The organism is Sphingomonas melonis DAPP-PG 224 (assembly GCF_000379045.1).
GTDB classification, from domain to species: Bacteria; Pseudomonadota; Alphaproteobacteria; order Sphingomonadales; family Sphingomonadaceae; genus Sphingomonas; species Sphingomonas aquatilis.
On sequence record NZ_KB900607.1, the window covers coordinates 20375 to 40472 of the forward strand.

Genomic DNA, 20098 nt, shown 5'->3' on the forward strand with positions numbered 1-20098 from the left:
CGCCGTGGCGAGCGACCGCGCCGACGTGACCCAGGCGCATGTCGCGCTGTTCACGCTCGACACGTCGACACGTAGACTTGTACCCATGGGCCGCTATCCCGTCGGCCCCGGCGAGGCGTACGGCATGTGCCTGTGGACGCAGGCCAAGGACAAGGCGCTGTTCGGCTTCGTCGTGCAGAAGGACGGGCGCATCGACCAGGTCGCGATCGACGTATCCGGCCCCTCCCCGCGCGTCACGACGGTGCGCAGCATGAAGCTTGGCTCCCAAGCGGAGGGCTGCGTCGTCGACGATCGCACCGGGCTGTTGTACGTGGCCGAAGAGGACGTCGGCCTGTGGCGCTTCTCCGCGGATCCCACCGCGCCCGCAACCGCCACCCCGATCGCGCAGGTCGACGGCAAGACGCTGGTGGCGGACGCCGAGAGCCTCGCCCTCGCGCCCCAGGGCACGCGCGGCGGCTACCTCGTCGTCTCGAGCCAGGGCGACAACGCCTACACGCTCTACCGCCTGCCGGCCGTCACCTACGCCGGCCGCTTCCGCATAGGCGGGGGCGCTATCGACGGCACCAGCGACACCGACGGCATCGAACTGGCGCTGGGCGACTTCGGCCCCGCCCATCCTGACGGCCTGCTCGTCGCGCAGGACGGCGACAACGCGCCGGACACGCAGAACTTCAAATACGTCAGCTGGGCGAAGGTGAAGGCGGCGCTAGGGTTGTACAGGTGTCGACACGTCGAGGTGTCGGTGGAGCGGGCCGATAGCCCACCCCGATCCGCCGCACCGCCCCCGCCCGCCGCGCGAGCAGGCTACGCACATAGCCCCGCGCCGCGCCCTCGTCGTCGAAGCTGCGCGTCAGGCACCGCCCGCCCGCTCCGATCCGCCCCCAGCGCGTCTCGATCACCCATGCGCCGAGCAGATCCCGATACGCCGCCACGCTCCACCGTCGACGGATGTTCCGCGCCGCGTCGATGGCGACCAGCTCGATCGGAACGAAGGGCAACGTCTCCATGCCCGCGAATCTAGAGGATCAGGCCTGCCCCGTCCGACGGATTTCCTGAATCAGAGGAGCGCGCGTGAGTCAGCGGGTGAATCAGGCGCCGCGCCGCTCCCCTGCCCGACGGTCTTCCTGCGGAACGGGCGCTTCCTCGATCGCGGTCAGGATCGCGCGGCCGTAGGCAGTCTTCGCTAGCGCCCTGCCCCGCGTCTCCGCCGCCTCGCGGGTGATGAAGCCTTGCAGATAGGCGATCTCTTCCAGACATGCGATCTGGATGCCCTGGCGGTGCTGGATCGTGCGGACGAACTCGGCCGCTTCGAGCAGGCTGTCGTGCGTGCCGGTGTCGAGCCAGGCGAAGCCGCGGCCCATCGCCTCGACGTGAAGCGCGCCCGCGGTCATGTAGCGGCGTGCAAGATCGGTGATCTCCAGCTCGCCGCGCGCGGAAGGCGTCAACGCGGCGGCATGGTCGCAGACGCCGGCATCGAACATGTAGAGGCCCGTCACGGCCTGGTTCGAACGCGGCCGCTCGGGCTTTTCCTCGAGCGACACCGCCCGCCCGTCGTCGTCGAAGGCAATGACGCCATAACGTTCGGGATCCTCGACGCGGTAGGAGAAGAGCGTGGCGCCGCCCTCCGCCTCGATGCGGGCGACGGCGCGGCGCAGCAGGGTGCGCAGGCCGTTGCCGAAGAAGATGTTGTCGCCGAGCACCAGCGTCACCGCCTCACCCGCAATCCAGCCCCGCCCGATCGTGAACGCCTGCGGCAGGCCCTCCGGTGCCGGTTGCTCGGCATAGGCGATCGACAGGCCGAGCGCCGATCCGTCGCCGAACAACGTGCGGTAATGGGGCAGGTATTCGGGGCTGGAGATGATCAGGATCTCGCGGATGCCGGCGAGCATCAGCGCCGACAGCGGATAATAGATCATCGGCTTGTCGTAGACGGGCAGCAGCTGCTTGTTGACGACGAGCGTCGCCGGATGGAGCCGCGTACCCGTGCCGCCGGCGAGAATGATGCCCTTCATGCCGCCAACCCTCGCCGCACGGCCGCGGCCTGATCGGCGACGATCGGACGCCACCATGCCTCGTGATTGAGATACCAGCGCACCGTTGCGTCCAGCCCGCTCTCGAAGCTCTGAACGGGGGTCCAGCCGAGTTCGTCGCGGATGCGCGTGGCATCGATGGCATAGCGCAGGTCGTGGCCCGGCCGGTCGGCGACGAAGGCGATCTGCTGCGCATAAGGGCGGCCGTCGGCACGGGGACGCAGGCGGTCGAGCGCCGCGCACAGCGTCTCCACCACGTCGATGTTGCGGCGCTCGGCATTGCCGCCAATGTTGTAGCGCCGCCTGGGCTGCCCGCGTTCGAACACCACCTGCAATGCGCGGACGTGATCGTCGACGAACAGCCAGTCGCGCACGTTCTCGCCGCGGCCGTAGACGGGCAGCGCTTCGCCCGCGAGCGCCTTGACGATCATCAGCGGGATCATCTTTTCGGGGAAGTGATAGGGCCCGTAATTGTTCGAACAATTGGTGACGAGCACCGGCAGGCCGTAGGTATGGCCCCAGGCACTGACCAGGTGATCCGATGCGGCCTTGCTCGCCGAATAGGGCGAGCGCGGGTTGTAGGGCGTGTCTTCGGTGAACAGGCCGGTGGGCCCGAGGCTGCCGAACACCTCATCGGTCGAGATATGGTGGAAGCGGAAGGCCGCGCGGCGCTCGGGGGCGAGATCCTGCCAATAGCTGCGGACCGCCGACAGCATGGTGAAGGTGCCGACGACATTGGTATCGACGAAGGCGCCCGGCCCGTCGATCGAGCGGTCGACATGGCTTTCCGCGGCGAGATGCGTGACGACATCGGGCTGGAAATCCCGCAGCGCAGCTGCAACGGCAACGCCGTCACGGGTGTCGCCGTGCACGAAACGGTAGCGAGGATCGTCGGCAATGGGTGCCAAGGCGGTCAGCGTGCCCGCGTAGGTCAATGCGTCATAGACGAGCACCTGATGCTCCGTCTCGCGGATCAGGTGGCGGACGAGCGCCGAACCGATGAAACCGGCTCCGCCGGTGACGAAGATGCGCATGGACCGAGCCTAGCGTGTGAAGGTTAATCCATCGCTGTCAGACACCATGGTCTATGTGTTGTCATGTAGACACGTCAACATTCTACCACGTTGACGGCCAGCCCACCCAGGCTCGTTTCCTTATATTGCGAGCGCATGTCCTCGCCCGTCTGGCGCATCGTCTCGATCACCGCGTCCAGGCTCACGACATGGCTGCCGTCGCCGCGCAGCGCGAGATAGGCGGCGTTGATCGCCTTCACCGCGCCCATCGTGTTGCGCTCGATGCAGGGAATTTGCACCAAGCCACCGATCGGGTCGCAGGTGAGGCCGAGATTGTGCTCCATGCCGATCTCCGCGGCATTCTCGACTTGAGCGGTGGTGCCGCCGAGTGTTGCGGCAAGCCCGCCCGCGGCCATCGAGCAGGCGACGCCGACCTCGCCCTGGCAGCCCATCTCGGCCGCCGAGATCGACGCGCGCTTCTTGTACAGCATGCCGATCGCCGCGGCGGTGAGCAGGAAGGTCCGAGCACCGTCCCGCCGCGTCGCCTCGTCGCACGCCACCAGCGTCTCGTAGAAGCGCAGCACGGCGGGCAGCACGCCCGCGGCGCCGTTTGTGGGCGCGGTGACGACGCGGCCACCCGCGGCATTCTCCTCGTTGACCGCAAGCGCCCACAGGCTGACCCATTCGAAGACCTCGGCGGGATTGCTGCCGGGCACGCAGCCGGTCAGCCCCTGTTCGATCGCGCGGGCGCGGCGCCGGACCTTCAAGCCGCCGGGCAGCACACCCTCCTGCGCAATGCCGCGGTCGATACAGGCGTGCATCGCGGCGCGCACCGCGTCGAGGAAGGCGTCGGTCTCGGTGCTCTCGCGCCAGGCGGTTTCGTTGGCGCGGACGATGTCGGCGATGCCGAGTCCGGTTGCCTCGCTGATCGCGAGGAGGTCGGCGCCCGAGCTGAACGGGTGGCGCACGGCAACGTTGCTCGCGCCCACGGGCGCCCCCTTGCGCAGGATCGCGCCCCCGCCGATCGAAAAATAGGTTTCCGCATATGTCGCGCCGTCCGCAAGCCGCGCGGTGAAGGTCATGCCATTGGGATGTTCGGGCAGGAACGCGCGCGGATGGAAGACGACATCGCTCGCTGCAAAGGCGATGGCGTGCGTGCCGGCGAGCGGCAGGCGTTCCTCTTCCGCGATCGCGACGAGGATACCGGGCGCTGCGTCAGGATCGAGCCGTTCGGGCTTCCAGCCGGCAAGCCCCAGGATCGCAGCGGTGTCGGTCGCGTGGCCGCGCCCCGTCAGGGCAAGGCTGCCGTAGAGATCGCAGGTAACGCGCACCGGGGCGGCCCCCTCCCCTGCCCGCCCCACCGCACGCTGGGCGAAGTCGAACGCGGCGCGCATCGGCCCGACGGTGTGCGAGCTCGACGGACCGATGCCGATCGTGAACAGCTCGGCGACGCTGATCGGCCGGTGCAGCCCGCGGTCGAGGGCTAGAGATGTAGATGTGTCGACAGGCATACAGGTCCTCTTCGCCGGTGATGCCCGGCCATGCGCCTGCCCCATCTGTCGCTTGTGCCTGAGATCGCTATCCCGTCGGCGGATGCGGGGGATGCCCCCCTCACCTCTCTCCAGATATTATCGTTATCGCCATGGTCCTTCTGCCTGAGAGTTTCCGGGGCGGTTGCTCCTTCGGCGCCGGGCAGGCCCGATCTCTCCCATGTCGACGGGCGCGGGTATCGACCGGGGCAGGGAAGGGGTCAAGGGCGCGATGCGGTACGGTTGCCGACGATCAGGTGGAGGCTTGGGTTGCCGCTTTCGCCAGTTTGGAGGCTTGGCCTTCGCTGACGCCGAGCCGGGTCGCGATGACCTTCAGCGGCAAGCCTTGCGCACGCAGCTCTCCTGCGCGACGGATACGGTCGTGTTTACTCATTGACTGAATGGCATTCCAAGTGTGGAGCAGCCGTTCGCGGCGCTGCGGATCACGTAAAGGATTGAGCGACCTTGTGCTCAACCGCTGCTTGTTCCTGACTTTGTGGTGCAGCCTTGGCCTCTGGTGCCTGAAGCAGGACCAGCGGTTCGTGCGACCAGCCATCGAATACAAAGGCCTGCGCGCCAGCCGATGCCTGTTGGTCACCGTGCCACAGATCATATGGCATGTTCTTATCTCCCCGACGATCGGCGTCATTTACAGCTAATTTACGATGAAGGATAGCATGTGCCTTGTGGTGATGTGCCTGCGGCAATTGATCGTGTGTCAGGGTAAGACGATCATGCAGCCTGTTACGCCGATGAAGCGCCCCACATTGTTGAAGCCTCGATAGATCGGCTGGCTGCTGCCAGAGCGATCACCTATCCCCCGTACGGCAGCCGCTCGACGTGTCGACACGTCGATATGTCGGTACGCTATAGATGGCCTGCAATGCGCACCCCTATTTCCTACTTGAAAGCACGAATTGTTGGATGGCTTGCCCTATTTTCCCTCGTGAAAGCGGCTTGGGGGTCCAAATCTTCGTGCTTTCGAGTAGGAAATGGTCATGGCCCGTACCCCTGCTTCGAACCGCTCGCCCGCTACCTCCGGAACGCTGCCGCAGCGCGACCTGTTCGCGCTTGACAGCCCGCTGCATGGCGAGATCCGCGGCGAGCGCTCGCTGATGGCGTTTCCGTTCTTCGCGCTGTCCAAGAACGCCTGGATGAAGCCGCTGACCTATGATCATGCGACCGTCTCGATCGAGGTGCGCCCCTCGGCGAGCGGCGTCGCGACGATCTACGACAAGGAGATCGTGCTCTACATCGCCAGCCTGATGGCAGCGAAGCTGGAGGCGGGCGATCAGGTCGAACAGGATTTCGTCTTCACCGCGCACGACCTGTTCTCGGCGACGGGCTCCAATCATTCGGCGCGCAGCTACGGCCGGCTGTCCGAGGCGCTGGAGCGGCTGCAGGGCACGCAGATTAAGACCAATATCGAGGCGGGTGGCGAGGGCGAGGAGGGGTTCTTCTCGTGGCTGTCCGAAGCAAAACTGCACTACAGCAAGACCAAGAGCGGCGAGCGGCGGCTGAAGGCGGTGAAGGTGCGCCTGTGCGACTGGCTGTATCGTGCGATCCTGCTCGATCGCCATGTGCTCGATTATGCCGCGGCCTATTTCCAGCTGGGACCGATCGAGCGGCGCATCTACGAGGTTGCGCGCTCGACCTGCGAGGAGGGGGGGGCGCTCGACCTCGACCTTGCCACGTTCCGCCTGCAGATCGGCTATCAGAACCCGCTGTCCAACTTCAAGGCGGCGCTGAAGCAGATCGTCTCGACCGACGGCATCCCCGATTATCACCTGGAGCTGATCGAGGAAACTGAGGCACCCCCCGCCGGCGATGCGCCCGCGCGCCGCGGTCGGCGTGCGCCCCAGGCCCGCGTCGTCATCACCCCGCGTGGGCCTGCGCTGCCCGATGCGACGCAGGACGATGGGGCAGGGGAGGGCGCGCCTGCCTGATTCCTCCACGCGAATCACCCGTCGCCTTGAGGCCTGCTGCGGAGCGTCGATTCGCTGGCCTTCCGTCCAATTGTTACTCGAAAGCACGAAGTTGAAGTGTGAATTCCTACTCGAAAGCACGAATGAACGGCCAATTCCTACTCGAAAGCACGAACTTTTTTTGAGTTAAATACTCGAAAGCACGAATCGTAGTCGCTTCCGTTGTTGGATCATTGCTGCAACAAGATCGGCGATGCGCGTCATGTCGACGCGGAAGAAGCAGGAAGCGGCCGTGACCACATAAAGGAAAGCCCGGCACGAAGGCCGGGCATCCCAAGGAGGGTAAGAAAGAGCGGCGTCGCCAAACGTCACTCCACCGTGAAAGCATCAACCGTTCACGGGCTCTTCCTACCCTCCCACCCGACCCGGTGCAAGGATGCGCGTTTCGCGCCACGGTCTTTTTTGTCTCCGGTCCCGGCCCCGATGGGGGATGGAAGATGACGGCATGTGCCTTGGGCATGGCGAGCGCGCGCGTGCTCGCGCGGGCGAGCGATACGTGCGAACGTCCGCGAGCAGGAGGCGGCTTCACCGCCCTGCCACGCGGGCGATCGGGCGGAGTCCATCGCACCGGCGCCCCCGTGCTGCGCGGCGGCCTGGAGGCGGGGACGTTCGAGGACGCGTTCTTCGCTGCCCCTGCACCCGGCGAAACCGACCGATTGCTGACCGCCTGCCGCCGCGCGCGCGATGCCGGCCGGCGCCTAGCGCGTGAGGCTCGCGCCGGCACGCGGGTCCTGTCGGCGACCGAACGCCATCTTGTCGCGCTGACCGCGGGCGCGGTGCGCGTGTTCGAGGAGATCTGCACGCTCGCGCGCCTCAACCGCGGCCGCGTCTTTCCGAGTTACGACTGGCTTGCCGAGGCGACCGGCCTGGGCCGTGCGACGATCGCCCGCGCGATCGTGCTGCTCGAGGCGGCGGGCTTCCTCGTTCGTCAGCGCCGCTTCGCGCGCGATGAGGGGGCAGGGGGCTCGGGGGACCCGCGCCCGCGCTACCGGCAGACTTCCAACGCCTATCGCGCGCTGCTGCCGGCGAGCGTGCGCGCCTATCTGCCGCGCTGGCTGCGGCCGGCACCGCTGCCCGACGATCAGGTACAGCGCGAGGCCGATCGACGCGAGGCCGATGCGGCGATGCGCGCAACGTTGAGTTGTCGCGAGCTGGCACGGGCGAGTGTAGGCGGCGCGCTCGGCCGTATACTCGCCCGGCTCGGTGCGCGCATCGATGCTGTGTGCGAGTCTCAAATCGATCCGCAACCACTCAGCGAGTCATAATAATCAGCAACAACGGAGTTGGCCTAGCCGGCCAACAACACCCGCCTGACGGCGCAGACACACCACCGAAACACCTAAGACCAACCAAACCCTTCCAACAAACCGATGGAGTGCCGGCTACGCCGTCACATGCTCCCCAAAGGTAGCAGGCGGCTATCGGCGGACACGATCACGTTGCGTAGGAAATAGGGTCAGCGTCGTCATGTCGACCTCTTGCCATGTCGGCCTGTAGACATGTAGGAAGATTGGTATGCCAGTCGTCGCAATCATCAGCCAGAAGGGGGGGGCGGGGAAGACCACGCTCGCCATCCACCTCGCCGCGGCCGCCCAGGATGCGGGGCGCGTTGCGCTCATCGTCGATACCGATCCGCAGGCGACCGCGAGCCAGTGGGCCGCGTGGCGCCACGATGCGCCGCCCGAGGTGATCGACAGCCCACCCCCGCGCCTCGCCGCCAAGGTCGCAGCAGCGCGCGAACAGGGCGCCGAGCTCATCGTCATCGACACGCCGCCCCATGCCGACAGCGCCGCCCGCGCCGCAGTCGAGGTCGCCGACCTGGTCCTGATTCCGTGCCGCCCGAGTGCCTTCGACCTTTCCGCGATCCAGACCACCGCGAAGCTCGTCCAGCTGCTCAAGAAACCGGCCTATGTCGTCTTCACCGCCGGCAACCCCAATGCGCCGCGCGTCTATCAGGAAGCGGGTGAACTGGTGGAAAGCTTCGGCACGCCGCCCTGTCCGATCCAGATCCCCGACCGCGCCGCCTATCGCCACGCCAGTGGGGAGGGGCGTACCGTCATGGAATACGAACCCGCCGGCAAGGCCGCGGACGACATTCGACAGATCTACACGTGGACATGTCGGCAGATTGGTCTACCCACCCTCCGCAAATCCGCAAAGAAAGCCGCTGCATGAGCCGCAAACCCAACTTCGCTAATTTGCGGACAACTACAACGCCAACACCGACCACGCTCCCCGTCGCCGCACCGAGAAGCGAAACCGCTCCAGCTGTCCCGGCAAGCCGCCAAGGTCGCAAACAGATCGCCGGCTTCTTCACCCCCGAAATGTCCTTCGCCATGCACACTCTCGCGCGGCGGCAGGGTAGGAGCCTCCAAGCACTGATGGCCGAGGCATTCAATGATGTGCTGCGCAAGCACGGAGAGAGCCCGATAGGGGACTGAAGACAAGGCATGGTTGTTGTGGCAGCTGCTTGGATTGCTCAATGTCGCACTGAATAATGTGGGAGGATGACATGATCACCAAACGTGTACGCAGGGCAGCAATATCAAGCGAACCTTCTTTGGTTGCGCAGCATGATACGGGCCAGACAGTGTGCGGCTTAGTCAGAATGATTCTCCGTTAAGCTTTAAAAACATTTCAAGGAAGCTCATGCCAATCCATGGAAAGGTGATGGTGACCGGTGGTGCCGGCTATATTGGCAGCCATGCGGTGCTCGCGCTGTGCGACGCGGGCTATGACGTCGTCGTCGTCGACAACCTCGTCACCGGTTTTGCCTGGGCGGTCGATAACCGCGCGACGCTGGTTGAAGCAAACGTCGCCGACGACATCGCCGTGCGCGCCGCGATCCGCGACCACAACGTCCGCGCGATCATGCATTTCGCCGGCTCGGTCGTCGTACCGGAATCGGTCAGCGACCCGCTCAAATATTACCGCAACAACACCGCCGCCACGCGCAGCCTGATCGAAAGCGCGGTGACGGAGGGCGTACGCCACTTCATCTTCTCCTCCACCGCCGCAACCTATGGGACGCCGGTCAAGGTGCCCGTCGAGGAAACCGACCCGACCGTGCCGATCAACCCCTATGGCATGTCGAAGCTGATGACCGAGGCGATGCTGCGCGACGTCGCCGCGGCGCATCCGATGAACTATTGCGCGCTGCGCTACTTCAACGTCGCCGGCGCCGACCCGCAGGGCCGCTCGGGCCAGTCAACGGTGGGCGCGACGCACCTCATCAAGATCGCAGTCGAGGCGGCGACGGGCAAGCGCACGGCCGTCTCCGTCTTCGGCACCGACTTCGACACGCCCGATGGCACCGGCGTACGCGACTATATCCACGTCAGCGACCTGGCGGCCGCGCATGTCGCGGCGCTCGAACTGCTGATCGCCGAACCCACCAAGAGCCACACGCTCAACGCCGGCTACAATCGCGGCTTCTCGGTCAACGAGGTGCTCGACGCAGTTGATCGCGTCACCAACCTGACGATCGAGCGCCGTTATGAAGGTCGCCGCGCGGGTGACCCGGCCGCGCTCGTCGCCGACAATCGCGCGATCCTCGCCGCCTTGCCGTGGCGCCCGCAGCGCGACGACCTCGACACGATCGTCAAGGACGCGCTCGCCTGGGAACGCAAGCTTGGCAAACCTGAGTAGTTGTTTGATCCAATGGTTTGATGGTGCGATCCTTTCCTTGAGACTGTAGGAAAAGTTCCGTGACCACCGCACCCGCCTCGGCCTCCTTCAGGAGGCCGATGATCTGCTCTCCGAAAACTGCTTCCGCTTCATTCCGTCCGTCCCTTAGAGGGGACGTTCTCTAGTGCCACCTGGATGAAGAAACGGGGGTCACGTCAGTCGCCTCCCGCTACAACGGCTGCCCAAGCGCATTGGGGGCACCTCAAGGTTTGTCATATGGACAGCGGCAGTCGGAACAAATGGTCAACAAAAGCCTGAGCGTTGCCGCAAAGTATATTAAGTTTCGTGGGTTTGTGAGGTTGGACGAGTTGGAAGTTACCGGATCACCTCTCGTGATGTTTCACCCGCGGAGCTCGTAGTAGACGATCTGCCATCCATTCTTGGGACCGCGCCACTGGGTGATCTGAAAGCTATGGGCTTGTGCAGACCCGTCCAGGACGCGGCTACTCCACCGTAGCGTTTCATCGTAACTGCTTCCGGACGATAACGCACCCGCTATGCGCCGAATGGGCAGCTTGGCGGGGAGCCTGCGGATGCGTCGGCCATCGTTGCCGACAAAGATAACGTCTTCGGCCACGCTTCGTCTTGGAACAGCCAACCAGTCGACCTGTTTGCCGGCCTGCTCCTGTCGCAAAACAGACGCGATCTCTTTCGCATCGCTAACGGCTTGGATTTGGAGCTGTTCATTGGTGAGTTTTGCCGAGCACTCAGGTTCGATCGCTTGTAAACTTTCTGCCGCTAATGCCTTCGATCCATCCCGACGATAGTCGTCGATTTCCCAGCGCCACCCCTCAGCACTGTTCCGCCAAAGCGTCTTATATGATCCAACTCGATTTCCGCCATCGTACAGCCCGCCGATAACAACTGCCGACCCGCTCGGATCACAGGACGGAAAGACAAGTTCGGGTCTGCGCTCGGCATGGCTCTCGACACTCATCATTGTGAGCCACCACCTTCGGCTACTCTCGGCTGCTTGCAACATGCTGGCCACAGATGGAGAGCGCGCGGTTTCGGGCGCATGTTGTATTGGCCAGGGGTCGCTTTGTGGACCGAAACTGCGTGCCGCTGCCTGACGGCCACTGGCAAGTACAGCTTCCGAGTAGGCCCGCTCCGCCTCCAGCGCGGAATTCGGCGAACTTGCCGCTAGTAGAAGCGCGAAGATCATGGCGAAATCCTACTCCTCAATCAACGTGTCGAGCGATGTACGGGCATCTGCGCCGGATGGTTGAGCGCCCGATAGAGCGTGGCATGATGACACTTCAGCAGCTTCGCCGCTTCGCGCACCGATGTGCCTTCGCCGACGAGACGCTGTCCGAGCGCGATCTGGTCCGGAGTGAGCTTGGGCTTACGCCCGAACTTCACGCCGCGCGCCATGGCTGCCGCGCGGCCGGAACTGGTACGCTGGTGGATCAGCTCGCGCTCGAACTCCGCGATGCCGGCGAACACGGTGAGCACCATGCGTCCCGCAGGCGTGGTCGTGTCGGCCCAGGGCTCGGCGAGCGAGCGCAGCCCCGCTCCCGCCTCGTTCAGCTTCTCGGCGATGTCGAGCAGGTCGCGCGTCGAACGCGCTAGGCGATCGAGCCGGGTGACCACAACCACGTCGTCGTCGCGCAGCTGCTCCAGCATCCGGTCGAGTTCCGGTCGGGCGCGCTTGGCGCCGGACACCTTCTCCTCGAATGTCCGCCGGCATCCGGCCGCCTTCAGTGCCGTCTTTTGAAGCGTGAGATCCTGATCGTCGGTAGATACGCGCGCATAGCCGAGGAGCATGTCGCAGATGTGCATTGGAACACGGCTGATTAGCAACAGACATTTGCGACAGCGTCCGCCCTCGTGGCGTGACCGGTCAGGGCCGCTGTCGCGAAACTTGAGAGTTACGCGACACCTCGCACGTGTCGGCCATAAACTATACGCTCCCGGACAGGGGGTGATCGATGGCCAGACGCGATCTGTTAACGGGCGACGAACGCCGCGCGTTGTTCGGCGTGCCCCTCGACCATGCCTCGCTCGCCAAGCATTACACGGTTGCCGATGAGGACCGGCCACTGATCGAAGCGAAGCGCGGCGACGCCAACCGGCTCGGCTTCGCGCTGCACCTCGCCCTGCTGCGTCATCCCGGCTTCGGCATACGCCACGACGATGTCGTCCCCGATTTTCTGATCCGGCACCTGGCCGCGCAACTCGACATCGCGCCCACAGCGTTCGAGGGCTACGCGCATCGCGCCCAGACCCGGCTCGAACACGCCTGGGAGGCGATGGAGCGTTTGCGCCTGCGCGCGTTCGAGGCGGCCGACGTCCCCGGCGCGCTCGGCGCAGCCACCCGCGCGGCGGAAGCGACCGAACGGGGCAAGCCGATCGCCGCGGCAGTGCTGGGCCATTTGCGTGCTGCCCGGATCGTTCTGCCCGCGCCCGCCCGTATCGAGCGGATCGGGGTGGCGGGGCGCGCCATGGCGCGCCGCCTCGCGGCCGACACGCTGGTCGATGCGCTTGCTCCGGAGCAGGTGACGGGGCTGGATGCGTTGCTGATCGTGGACCAGGATCGCAGCACGACGCCGCTCGCGTGGCTGCGCGACACGTCGGACAGCCCGACCGCGCGCAATCTCGCCGGCATTCTCGCCCGGCTCGCGCACGTGCGCCGGCTCGGGCTCGACCCGGGCATGGCCGGCCGCATCCACGAGCACCGCTTCGAGCAGCTCGTGCGCGAAGGCCACGTCGCGCCCGCGTTCCTCCTGTCCGACTACTCGCTCCGCAGAAGGCGCGCGACACTCGCCGCAGCCGTCATCGACCTGGAAGCGCGGCTCGCGGACGCCGCGATCGAGATGTTCGGCAAGCAGACCGGCCTCCTGTTCGCCAGGGCCAGGGCCGCGCAGAAGCGCGGCATCGAGGCGACCACACGCGACGTGAACCGGCTCATGCGGCTGCTGGGCGCCACGGTCGGCGCACTCCGGGTCGCGCGCGAGGACGGGTTGGACGTCTGGGCGGCGCTCGACGACGGGGTGGGCTGGACGAGGCTTCTGGACGCCGAGAGCGAGGCGACCGCGATCGCCGACCTGACTCGCGACGAGCCGCTGATCCGCGCGGCGGGGCGCTACATGACGATGCGGCGCTACGCGCCCGCGTTTTTTGACGCGTTCCGGTTCAAGGCGGCAGGCTCGCGCGACGGCGTGCTCGGCGCGATCAAGGTCGTGCGCGCGCTGAACGCGACCGGGCGGCGAGACGTACCGGCCGATGCGCCCATGCCGTTTTCCAGAAAATGGAAGGCGGCGATCACCGAGGGCGGCGTCATCGACCGCCGTCGCTACGAAACCGCCACGGTCGCGACCGTGCGCGAGCGGCTCCAATCGGGCGACCTGTGGGTGGAGGGTACGCGCGAACACCTGCGCTTCGACAGCTATATGCTCCCGCCCGGCAAAGCGGCCGAGATCGCGCTCACGCTGCCGTTCGACACCGACGTCGGCCGCTACTTGGAGGGGCGCGCCAGGCTGCTCGACTGGCGGTTGCGCCGGTTCGCAGGCTCGCTGAAGCGCGGCACGCTCGACGGCGTGGAGCTGCGGGGCGGTAACCTCAGGGTCAGCCCGCTCGCGGCCGTAACGCCCGCTGCGGCCGACAGGCTGGACGCGGCCGTCGACCGGCTCATGCCCCGCGTGCGCATCACCGAGCTGCTCGCCGAGGTGGAAGCCCGCACCGGGTTCCTGTGCGCATTTCCGGAACTGCGCTCGGGCCGCGCCCACTCCAACCCGCAGGCCGTGCTCGCCGCGATCCTGGCAGACGCGACGAACCTCGGCATCGAGCGCATGGCCAACGCCAGCCAGGGCGTCACCTACGCCCAGCTCGCCTGGACGCATGGCTGGTACGTATCGGAAGAGAATTACGCGGCAGGGCTGCGCCATCTGGTGGACGCGCAAGCCGCGCTGCCGCTCACGCGCGTGTGGGGCGACGGCACCGCGTCGAGCTCGGACGGGCAGTTCTTCCGCTCGGGCAGGCGGGGCGCGGCCGGCAGCACCAACGCGCGCTACGACCGGGAGCCGGGGCAGAAGATCTACGCCCATGTCGCCGATACCTACGCGCCCTACCATGTCCGGCTGATCTCGGCGACCGCGGCGGAGGCGCCCTATGTGCTGGACGGGCTGGTCGCGCACGGCTGCGGCATCGAACCCGCGACCCACTATGCCGATACGGGCGGCGCGTCCGACCACGTGTTCGCGCTCGCGCACCTACTCGGCTTCCGGTTCGTGCCCCGCCTGCGCGATCTAGCCGATCGCCGGCTCGGCCTGTTCCCGGGCACGGCCCGCCCCGAGGCGCTCGCGAAGCTGATCGGGCGCCCGTTCAACATCGCTGCCATCCGCGAAAGCTGGGACGAGATCGTCCGGCTCGCCGCGTCCGTGAAGGCCGGCGTGGTGCTACCGTCGGTCATGCTGAAGAAGCTGGCCGCGTACCGTCGCCAGAACCGGCTCGACTTCGCGCTCCAGGAGCTGGGCCGGATCGAGCGCACCCTGTTCACGCTCGACTGGCTAGAATCCAGGGCGCTCCGCCAGCAGTGTCAGGCTGGGCTCAACAAGGGCGAGGCGCGTCACACGCTCGCCCAAGCCGTGTTCGTCCACAAACAGGGCCGCCTGCGCGATCCGCAGTTCGAGAACCAGGCGCTGAAAGCGTCCGGGCTGACGCTGGTCACCGCCGCGATCGTGTACTGGAACACGCTTTACATGGGCCGCGCCGTCGAGCATCTGCGCGCCAGCGGCGAGCCCGCGCCCGACGAGCTGCTCGCCCATGTAGCCCCGCTAGGCTGGCGACACATCAGCCTGACCGGCGATTACCTCTGGCAAAACGCCGCTGCCGAGCTCGATCAAGACGGCTACCGCGCACTCAACATCGCCGGCGGACCCGGAGCCAAGGTGGCCTGAGCCGCCCTGTTCGCTACCTGTTCAGCTTACCGCTGTCCGTGTCACAAACCTTGAGGTGCTCCCGCATTCTTCTCTACCGTTGCCCTCGCTGCCACCATCATCTTCTGGCTGTGATCAACGAGTCCTAACCCTGAGGCCAGCAGCTAGAGACCTTAGTTATCCCTGATGAGCTAGAGATAGAGAGCAACTCGTCAAGGCCGGTAACGCAGCAGGATTAGCGCGGGCGGCCGCCCTTGCGCACCTGTTCGTCAGCGACAACGAAGGGGGTATTTACATTGGCTTGAGGATCGTAATTGCGATCGATCCGGTTACGGATGCGGTTCTGTACGCGATTTTGAATGCGGTTCGTGATGCGCGCCATGGGTTTGATGTTTGCCTGCTCGGCGGCGTCATCGCGGCTTTGACGCCGCCCGACCTGCCCGACTGAAGTGAGCGGAGTGCGGCCACTCGGATTAATCTCGATCGGCGTCTGTTGCTGTTGCTGGACGATTGGCTGTTCATTGTCCTCGCTGCCGGCGGGGGAAGAAGCCGTGCCGTGAAAAGATTGCAGCTCGGTAATTGCCGGTGATGTCGCCAAGGCGAGGCTCAAGCCCAGCAGAAGCGCTATGCGCAATCCGACCTCCTTCACCGTACCGGTGCCAAAACGACCCGGTCGATCTGCCCCGACAGACCAGACACCGCATCGGACGGTCGCGCTGTAAGCAACAGCGTCTGCACTGGACAGTCCGCGGGGACGCCGAAAGTACCAGTGAAATTGCCATTTGCGACAATCGAATTGGGCACTTCTACTCGCCCGAGTTCGAGTCCGTTCTGACAGCGTAGCGTCCAGTAGGGCAAGGCGCCCGCGGCCTGATCGATCCCGCTGCTATGCCCGCTCAAACGATAGGTTCCAGGTGGCAACAACTGCAACTGCCGCAACATTGGCCCGCCAATGCTGGCTGCGGCGGTGAACTCGAATAAGCCATCCTGAATGCTCGTCGTCAGGCCGGATCCGTCGTTAATCGGCGTCCAGTCAAATTGTGAGGGCGTTTCAAGATTTGCAGCAAAGCGCTGGTCGCGTGAGTGACGGCGATCGGCACCAGGTCGGATCGTGGCATAATATGACCAAGCAGCGTCCCTCTGCTCTCCCGCGATTAATGCGTTAATGGTGCCAGCATGCGCAGTTTCGGGAATTGAAATGCCAGCATGGCCTAGATCTAAAAATAGGGCAGCAACGGACTTGATATCTGAGTCACTGTTGGCGGCGAACTCGATAAAACTATTGCTCCACAAAGGCTTGGCCGCCAGCGTCTTAACCAATTCGCTACGGATCGCCGGATCGGCAGTTGCCGATGCCAGCACAGGATAGAGCATCTCACCCAAATTCGGGAAAACTCGAAGAGTCATGTCGTACTGGTGCAGGGTCCTCGGAATATCCCCATGCTGAACAGCGTCTTCGATCATGAAAAGTTGGGTCCGCAGATCGCGCCGCGACAATTTTTGCGCATAGGCAAAATAGCGGCGCGCCACTGCCCCGTCGCCACGAGCGTCAGCATTGATCCCCAGTGTAGCCACCGCAGCAACCGCTGTTGGATCCTGCTGAAGCGCATGCTTGGCGAGGACATCGGCACGAGCACGATCCTCCAGCGTGGCATCTGCTCCGGCTAGCGATGTTGCATAGGCGGAAGTCATCTGTCCATCATAAGGCGCAAGGCGATAGGCTAGCTCCGGATCGAGCTTCACTGTCTTCGCGATAGAAAACGCCAAGCTGTAAAAGCCAAGCACCATAGCCGTCGCGGCTAGCACGAGGCGCGACGCCCATTCCTTTGGTGAGCGGCGCGCTAAATTCTGGCTGAGCGACATTGTTCGACCGCTTACGCCTTCGCGTCCTTGTTGCGGCCATAGTCATAGCCATAGTCATAGTCATAGCCATAATGCGCCTTGCGGGCTTCGAACTTGGTGAGCACTCCACCGAAGATGCGAGCATTTGCCGCGGCAAGACGGGCAAGAGCAGTTTTTACCAGGCTCGAGCGAATACCATGTGATTCCACCGCGAAAACGACGCCTTCAACTCGATTTGCAATGAGAGGGGCGTCGGCAAGCCCCATTACTGGAGGGCTATCAATCACGACATGGTCGAACTGCTCGAGCAACCGGTCGATAAGAATGCCTAGGCGATTTCCAGTCAACAACTCAGCCGCATTGGGTGGGATTGGCCCGGCTGACATAGCGGTAAAGCCCAGATCGGCCATCTCGAAGGTGAGCGGCGCAATGTCATCCTGTCCAGCAAGGAAGTTGCTGAGGCCATAGTCATGGCTCTGCCCTCCCAACTGATGGACCGATGGCGAGCGCATGTCGCCATCGACCAGAATCGCTCGTTTACCGCTCCTTGCCAACATGGTGGCCAGCGCCAGCGCAGTGGTTGACTTGCCCTCGGCCGGGCGGGTTGAGGTGACCGACAGCGACCGCGGCACACCATGTTCGGTAGTGAATGCAAGGTTCGTTTGGATTGCGAGATAAGCATCGACCAAATCAGACTTGCGATCGAGCAGCGCTTCCTTCGGTGTAACGTCGTCCACCTTGGGCACAGAACCAAGCAAAGGCAGACCAAGCCGACGCTGTACCTCCGCTGGATCGGCGATCGCCTCATCCATCTGCTCCATTGCGAAGGCAAGCGCCGCACCGATACCAAGACCACCGAGGAGCGCGAGGATCAGATTGATGAATAGGCGCGGCGAAGACGGTCGCTGGGGGATGTCTGCCTGATCGACCACTGAAATGTTGTTGATACCGACACCGCCGGCTACGCCGATTTCCTTAAAGCGTTGCAATAGCCCGTCGTACAGGGCGCGGTTAGTATCCACTTCCTGCTGATAGATATTATACTGGATCGAACGACGGCGTAGATCGAGAAAATTCCCTTTGAGCTGCTCGACGCGCGCCTGCAGCGCACGCTCACGTTCTACGGCGCCGCGATAGTCGGTTTCGATCGATCCCGACACTCGCCGCTCTTCGCTGGCGATACTGCGGTCGAGCTGGTCGATCTGCGACTTCATTGCCTTGGCCGCTGGATATTGCGGCTCGAACTGGATCAGCAGCTTCTGATATTCCGCAGCGAGTTCAGCACGCCGCTGGCGCAAGGTGTTGATCGCCTGGTTCCGCAATGCTTCGGATGACGCGCCCGCTTGGCTACCCTCACGATATCGTGCTTCGGCGGTAATCCGATCGGCAGTGGCCTGGCTCAACGCAGCATTCAGCGATGCGAGGTCATCTGCGACGATCGAGCGCTCCGATGTGGAACCATCGGCGTTTGACTGGGCCGGCAGGTTGATGATGCGCTGCTGCGAGGCATAGGCAACCAATTGCCGCTGGCTTTGGTCAAGTAGCGCCTTTTGCTGAACCAGCTGACGCTGCAGCAGGTTGCGTCCATAGGACGTCGCCTGCACCTTGCGCTCCAAATTGGTCTGGATGAACGCATCAGACCATGCATTAGCGACCTTTGCCGAAAACTCAGGGTCGGGGCTGCTGAAGTTGATGTTGACGAGGCGCGACAGGCGGGTCGGCGCGATCGCGAGGTGCTTGCGCAAGATCTCGCCGGCTACACGCTGCCGATCTGTGCGCCCTGCCGCCGGATAGCGCCCATTGACCAACGTGAACGCGGGCCCTTTAGGCGACACCCCGAAGCGCTCAAAAAATTTGGGGTCGTCTACCAAGCGGAGCTGGACTGCAACGCGCTCTGACAGGGATCGCGATTCCAGGAGGCCATATTGGGTTTGGTAAAATTCCTGATCGGCGAGGCTCGTTTCACGCTCGACACCCTGAAAGTTAGTTACTTGACTAGATTCGCGCGAAATCTCGATGGCTGCCGTCGCAGTATATTGCGGCGTCATCAACAGCGTTATGACCAACCCTAACAGGAAGCAGACCGCGACCGTGCCTAGAATGAGATAGCGCCAGCGCATCAGCACACGCAGGTACTGGCGGACGACCGGGATCGCTTCGGTCTCTGGCGCAGTAAACGTACCGGATGACGTGCCCTGATGCAGGGCGATAGGAGCAAGATTCATGATGGCAGGGCCTTACTGAACAATCGCGATCAGCGGAGCCGCCAAGATCGGGGAAATCGAGACGAGATCGCGGAACAGGCGCCGTTGCGGAGAATCGCCAACTACAATCAGGTCATTGGCGTACACGGGCGGATCGTCATAGGCTCCCCGCCGAATTTCCGCGATGTTGTACAATCCCGCCATACGTCGATTGCCGACTGTGCGAAGGATAACAACATCTTCCTGACGGGCGAATTCGGACAGCCCCTTGGCGGACGCGATCACCCGGGTCAGCGTCATCTGATTGGTCACGGGATACAAGCCCGGCTCAACGACTTGACCATCTATCGTCACCACTTGGCTAACTGAATTGCGGATGTTAATCGTAACTTCGGGATTACGAACATAGCGCGCGCGCAACGCGGCTTCGACGGCCCTGGCAAGCTCCTCGGCGGTTTTGCCGCGCGCATCGAGCGTCCCGGCCAGCGGCATCGCGATACGACCGCTGGCATCGACCTGCATCTCGCGGCTGAGATCGGGAATGTTGAATACATCAACTTGGATAGTGTCCAGCGGACCAATCAATGCTGGGCGGTCGGCCGCAGTGAGATCACTACGCCCCGGTGGCGGCAACGCAGAGGCGCCATCGACAACCGTAAGCTGCTGGGTCGATTGCAGGGGCTCGCGGCCAGCGCACCCGGTCAGGGCGCTCGCCATCAAAAAAGCGATACAAAATTTGCGCATGCGCTGGAACGGTCCGCATTAGATATATTAAGGTTCGTGGCCTATAGTTGTTGTAAATCCTGGGGTAAAGCAAAGGACGTCGGATAGCCTGCCGACGGCACACAGGCCGGCGCGAAGGTCGTTCCACATGCAAACTGTCGATGATCAGATTGAATTTTCGGTACAATGATCGTTCGCGTTGCCCCAC

At 64.1% G+C, this 20098-nt stretch carries 17 protein-coding genes, 1 pseudogene and 1 riboswitch; of the genes and pseudogenes, 7 read left to right on the forward strand and 11 right to left on the reverse strand.

Annotation, left to right across the window (positions count from 1 at the left end; genetic code table 11):
* Positions 1–4: 4 nt before the first annotated feature.
* Positions 5–652, forward strand: a pseudogene (locus SPHME3_RS21475) (phytase); the annotation flags it as partial.
* A 28-nt stretch (positions 653–680) separates the two neighbouring features.
* Here SPHME3_RS21475 and SPHME3_RS21185 read toward each other — a convergent pair.
* The 5 genes from SPHME3_RS21185 to SPHME3_RS21190 form a co-directional block, all read right to left on the reverse strand.
* Complete coding sequence (locus SPHME3_RS21185; protein ID WP_156021464.1) at positions 681–1007, reverse strand: WGR domain-containing protein; 327 nt, start codon at positions 1005–1007, stop codon at positions 681–683.
* Between the two features lie 81 nt (positions 1008–1088).
* Entirely contained in the window at positions 1089–2012 is a 924-nt protein-coding gene (gene rfbA, locus SPHME3_RS0119605) for a glucose-1-phosphate thymidylyltransferase RfbA (protein WP_018251333.1), read from the reverse strand.
* Positions 2009–3064: a dTDP-glucose 4,6-dehydratase gene (gene rfbB / locus SPHME3_RS0119610; protein WP_018251334.1), complete on the reverse strand. Its 1056-nt coding sequence runs from the start codon at positions 3062–3064 to the stop codon at positions 2009–2011. Before rfbB ends, rfbA begins: the two co-directional genes overlap by 4 nt.
* A 74-nt stretch (positions 3065–3138) precedes the next feature.
* A complete protein-coding gene (locus tag SPHME3_RS0119615) occupies positions 3139–4554 on the reverse strand; it encodes an L-serine ammonia-lyase (protein WP_018251335.1) in 1416 nt (471 codons plus the stop codon).
* A 122-nt stretch (positions 4555–4676) separates the two neighbouring features.
* A riboswitch (glycine riboswitch) is annotated at positions 4677–4764 on the reverse strand.
* Between the two features lie 61 nt (positions 4765–4825).
* Complete coding sequence (locus SPHME3_RS21190) at positions 4826–5221, reverse strand: hypothetical protein (protein ID WP_156021445.1); 396 nt, start codon at positions 5219–5221, stop codon at positions 4826–4828.
* 343 nt (positions 5222–5564) lie between these two features.
* Between SPHME3_RS21190 and SPHME3_RS0119625 the strand changes: the two genes are divergently transcribed.
* From SPHME3_RS0119625 to galE, 5 genes are all read left to right on the forward strand, one after another.
* Positions 5565–6518, forward strand: coding sequence for a replication initiator protein A (locus SPHME3_RS0119625; RefSeq protein WP_018251338.1), 954 nt, complete (start codon positions 5565–5567; stop codon positions 6516–6518).
* Between the two features lie 476 nt (positions 6519–6994).
* Positions 6995–7822 carry a helix-turn-helix domain-containing protein gene (locus SPHME3_RS0119630; protein ID WP_156021449.1) on the forward strand — a complete coding sequence of 276 codons (828 nt, stop codon included), beginning with the start codon at positions 6995–6997 and terminating at the stop codon, positions 7820–7822.
* A gap of 250 nt (positions 7823–8072) precedes the next feature.
* Positions 8073–8732, forward strand: a complete 660-nt coding sequence (gene parA, locus SPHME3_RS0119635) for a ParA family partition ATPase (protein ID WP_018251340.1) — start codon at positions 8073–8075, stop codon at positions 8730–8732.
* Positions 8729–8998, forward strand: coding sequence for a ribbon-helix-helix domain-containing protein (locus SPHME3_RS0119640; RefSeq protein WP_026189159.1), 270 nt, complete (start codon positions 8729–8731; stop codon positions 8996–8998). The genes parA and SPHME3_RS0119640 overlap by 4 nt, the downstream gene beginning before the upstream one ends.
* Before the next feature lie 208 nt (positions 8999–9206).
* Positions 9207–10205 (forward strand): UDP-glucose 4-epimerase GalE, encoded by a 999-nt coding sequence (galE, locus tag SPHME3_RS0119645; protein WP_026189160.1) that lies wholly within the window; start codon positions 9207–9209, stop codon positions 10203–10205.
* Between the two features lie 379 nt (positions 10206–10584).
* Here the strand turns inward: galE and SPHME3_RS21195 are convergent, their stop codons facing one another.
* Together SPHME3_RS21195 and SPHME3_RS0119650 are read right to left on the reverse strand one after the other, a co-directional pair.
* Positions 10585–11409: a hypothetical protein gene (locus SPHME3_RS21195; RefSeq protein WP_126014483.1), complete on the reverse strand. Its 825-nt coding sequence runs from the start codon at positions 11407–11409 to the stop codon at positions 10585–10587.
* 20 nt (positions 11410–11429) lie between these two features.
* Positions 11430–12011 carry a recombinase family protein gene (locus tag SPHME3_RS0119650; RefSeq protein ID WP_007406331.1) on the reverse strand — a complete coding sequence of 194 codons (582 nt, stop codon included), beginning with the start codon at positions 12009–12011 and terminating at the stop codon, positions 11430–11432.
* A 164-nt stretch (positions 12012–12175) separates the two neighbouring features.
* On the opposite strand from SPHME3_RS0119650, the gene SPHME3_RS0119655 reads away from it, so the two are divergent.
* Positions 12176–15142: a Tn3 family transposase gene (locus SPHME3_RS0119655; RefSeq protein WP_018250482.1), complete on the forward strand. Its 2967-nt coding sequence runs from the start codon at positions 12176–12178 to the stop codon at positions 15140–15142.
* A gap of 214 nt (positions 15143–15356) precedes the next feature.
* Here SPHME3_RS0119655 and SPHME3_RS21200 read toward each other — a convergent pair whose 3' ends face one another.
* Genes SPHME3_RS21200 through SPHME3_RS0119675 form a run of 4 tightly spaced genes read right to left on the reverse strand, consistent with a single transcriptional unit; the run spans position 15357 to position 19884 of the window.
* Positions 15357–15755, reverse strand: a complete 399-nt coding sequence (locus tag SPHME3_RS21200; protein WP_156021451.1) for a hypothetical protein — start codon at positions 15753–15755, stop codon at positions 15357–15359.
* A gap of 11 nt (positions 15756–15766) precedes the next feature.
* Entirely contained in the window at positions 15767–16984 is a 1218-nt protein-coding gene (locus SPHME3_RS21205; RefSeq protein ID WP_156021453.1) for a tetratricopeptide repeat protein, read from the reverse strand.
* A gap of 11 nt (positions 16985–16995) precedes the next feature.
* A complete protein-coding gene (locus SPHME3_RS0119670) occupies positions 16996–19188 on the reverse strand; it encodes a GumC family protein (protein ID WP_037477186.1) in 2193 nt (730 codons plus the stop codon).
* 12 nt (positions 19189–19200) lie between these two features.
* Positions 19201–19884 carry a polysaccharide biosynthesis/export family protein gene (locus tag SPHME3_RS0119675; protein ID WP_156021455.1) on the reverse strand — a complete coding sequence of 228 codons (684 nt, stop codon included), beginning with the start codon at positions 19882–19884 and terminating at the stop codon, positions 19201–19203.
* Positions 19885–20098 lie beyond the last annotated feature (214 nt).

What these genes read in the sequence shown, in the direction of transcription:
- SPHME3_RS0119655 (WP_018250482.1), top strand. Translation starts at nt 12,176, where the DNA reads ATGGCCAGACGCGATCTGTTAACGGGCGACGAACGCCGCGCGTTGTTC.
- galE (WP_026189160.1), top strand. Translation starts at nt 9,207, where the DNA reads ATGCCAATCCATGGAAAGGTGATGGTGACCGGTGGTGCCGGCTATATT.
- SPHME3_RS21190 (WP_156021445.1), bottom strand. Translation starts at nt 5,221, where the DNA reads ATGACGCCGATCGTCGGGGAGATAAGAACATGCCATATGATCTGTGGC.
- SPHME3_RS0119625 (WP_018251338.1), top strand. Translation starts at nt 5,565, where the DNA reads ATGGTCATGGCCCGTACCCCTGCTTCGAACCGCTCGCCCGCTACCTCC.
- SPHME3_RS0119640 (WP_026189159.1), top strand. Translation starts at nt 8,729, where the DNA reads ATGAGCCGCAAACCCAACTTCGCTAATTTGCGGACAACTACAACGCCA.
- SPHME3_RS21185 (WP_156021464.1), bottom strand. Translation starts at nt 1,007, where the DNA reads ATGGAGACGTTGCCCTTCGTTCCGATCGAGCTGGTCGCCATCGACGCG.
- rfbA (WP_018251333.1), bottom strand. Translation starts at nt 2,012, where the DNA reads ATGAAGGGCATCATTCTCGCCGGCGGCACGGGTACGCGGCTCCATCCG.
- SPHME3_RS21205 (WP_156021453.1), bottom strand. Translation starts at nt 16,984, where the DNA reads ATGTCGCTCAGCCAGAATTTAGCGCGCCGCTCACCAAAGGAATGGGCG.
- SPHME3_RS0119670 (WP_037477186.1), bottom strand. Translation starts at nt 19,188, where the DNA reads ATGAATCTTGCTCCTATCGCCCTGCATCAGGGCACGTCATCCGGTACG.
- parA (WP_018251340.1), top strand. Translation starts at nt 8,073, where the DNA reads ATGCCAGTCGTCGCAATCATCAGCCAGAAGGGGGGGGCGGGGAAGACC.
- SPHME3_RS0119630 (WP_156021449.1), top strand. Translation starts at nt 6,995, where the DNA reads ATGACGGCATGTGCCTTGGGCATGGCGAGCGCGCGCGTGCTCGCGCGG.
- rfbB (WP_018251334.1), bottom strand. Translation starts at nt 3,064, where the DNA reads ATGCGCATCTTCGTCACCGGCGGAGCCGGTTTCATCGGTTCGGCGCTC.
- SPHME3_RS0119650 (WP_007406331.1), bottom strand. Translation starts at nt 12,011, where the DNA reads ATGCTCCTCGGCTATGCGCGCGTATCTACCGACGATCAGGATCTCACG.
- SPHME3_RS0119675 (WP_156021455.1), bottom strand. Translation starts at nt 19,884, where the DNA reads ATGGCGAGCGCCCTGACCGGGTGCGCTGGCCGCGAGCCCCTGCAATCG.
- SPHME3_RS21195 (WP_126014483.1), bottom strand. Translation starts at nt 11,409, where the DNA reads ATGATCTTCGCGCTTCTACTAGCGGCAAGTTCGCCGAATTCCGCGCTG.
- SPHME3_RS0119615 (WP_018251335.1), bottom strand. Translation starts at nt 4,554, where the DNA reads ATGCCTGTCGACACATCTACATCTCTAGCCCTCGACCGCGGGCTGCAC.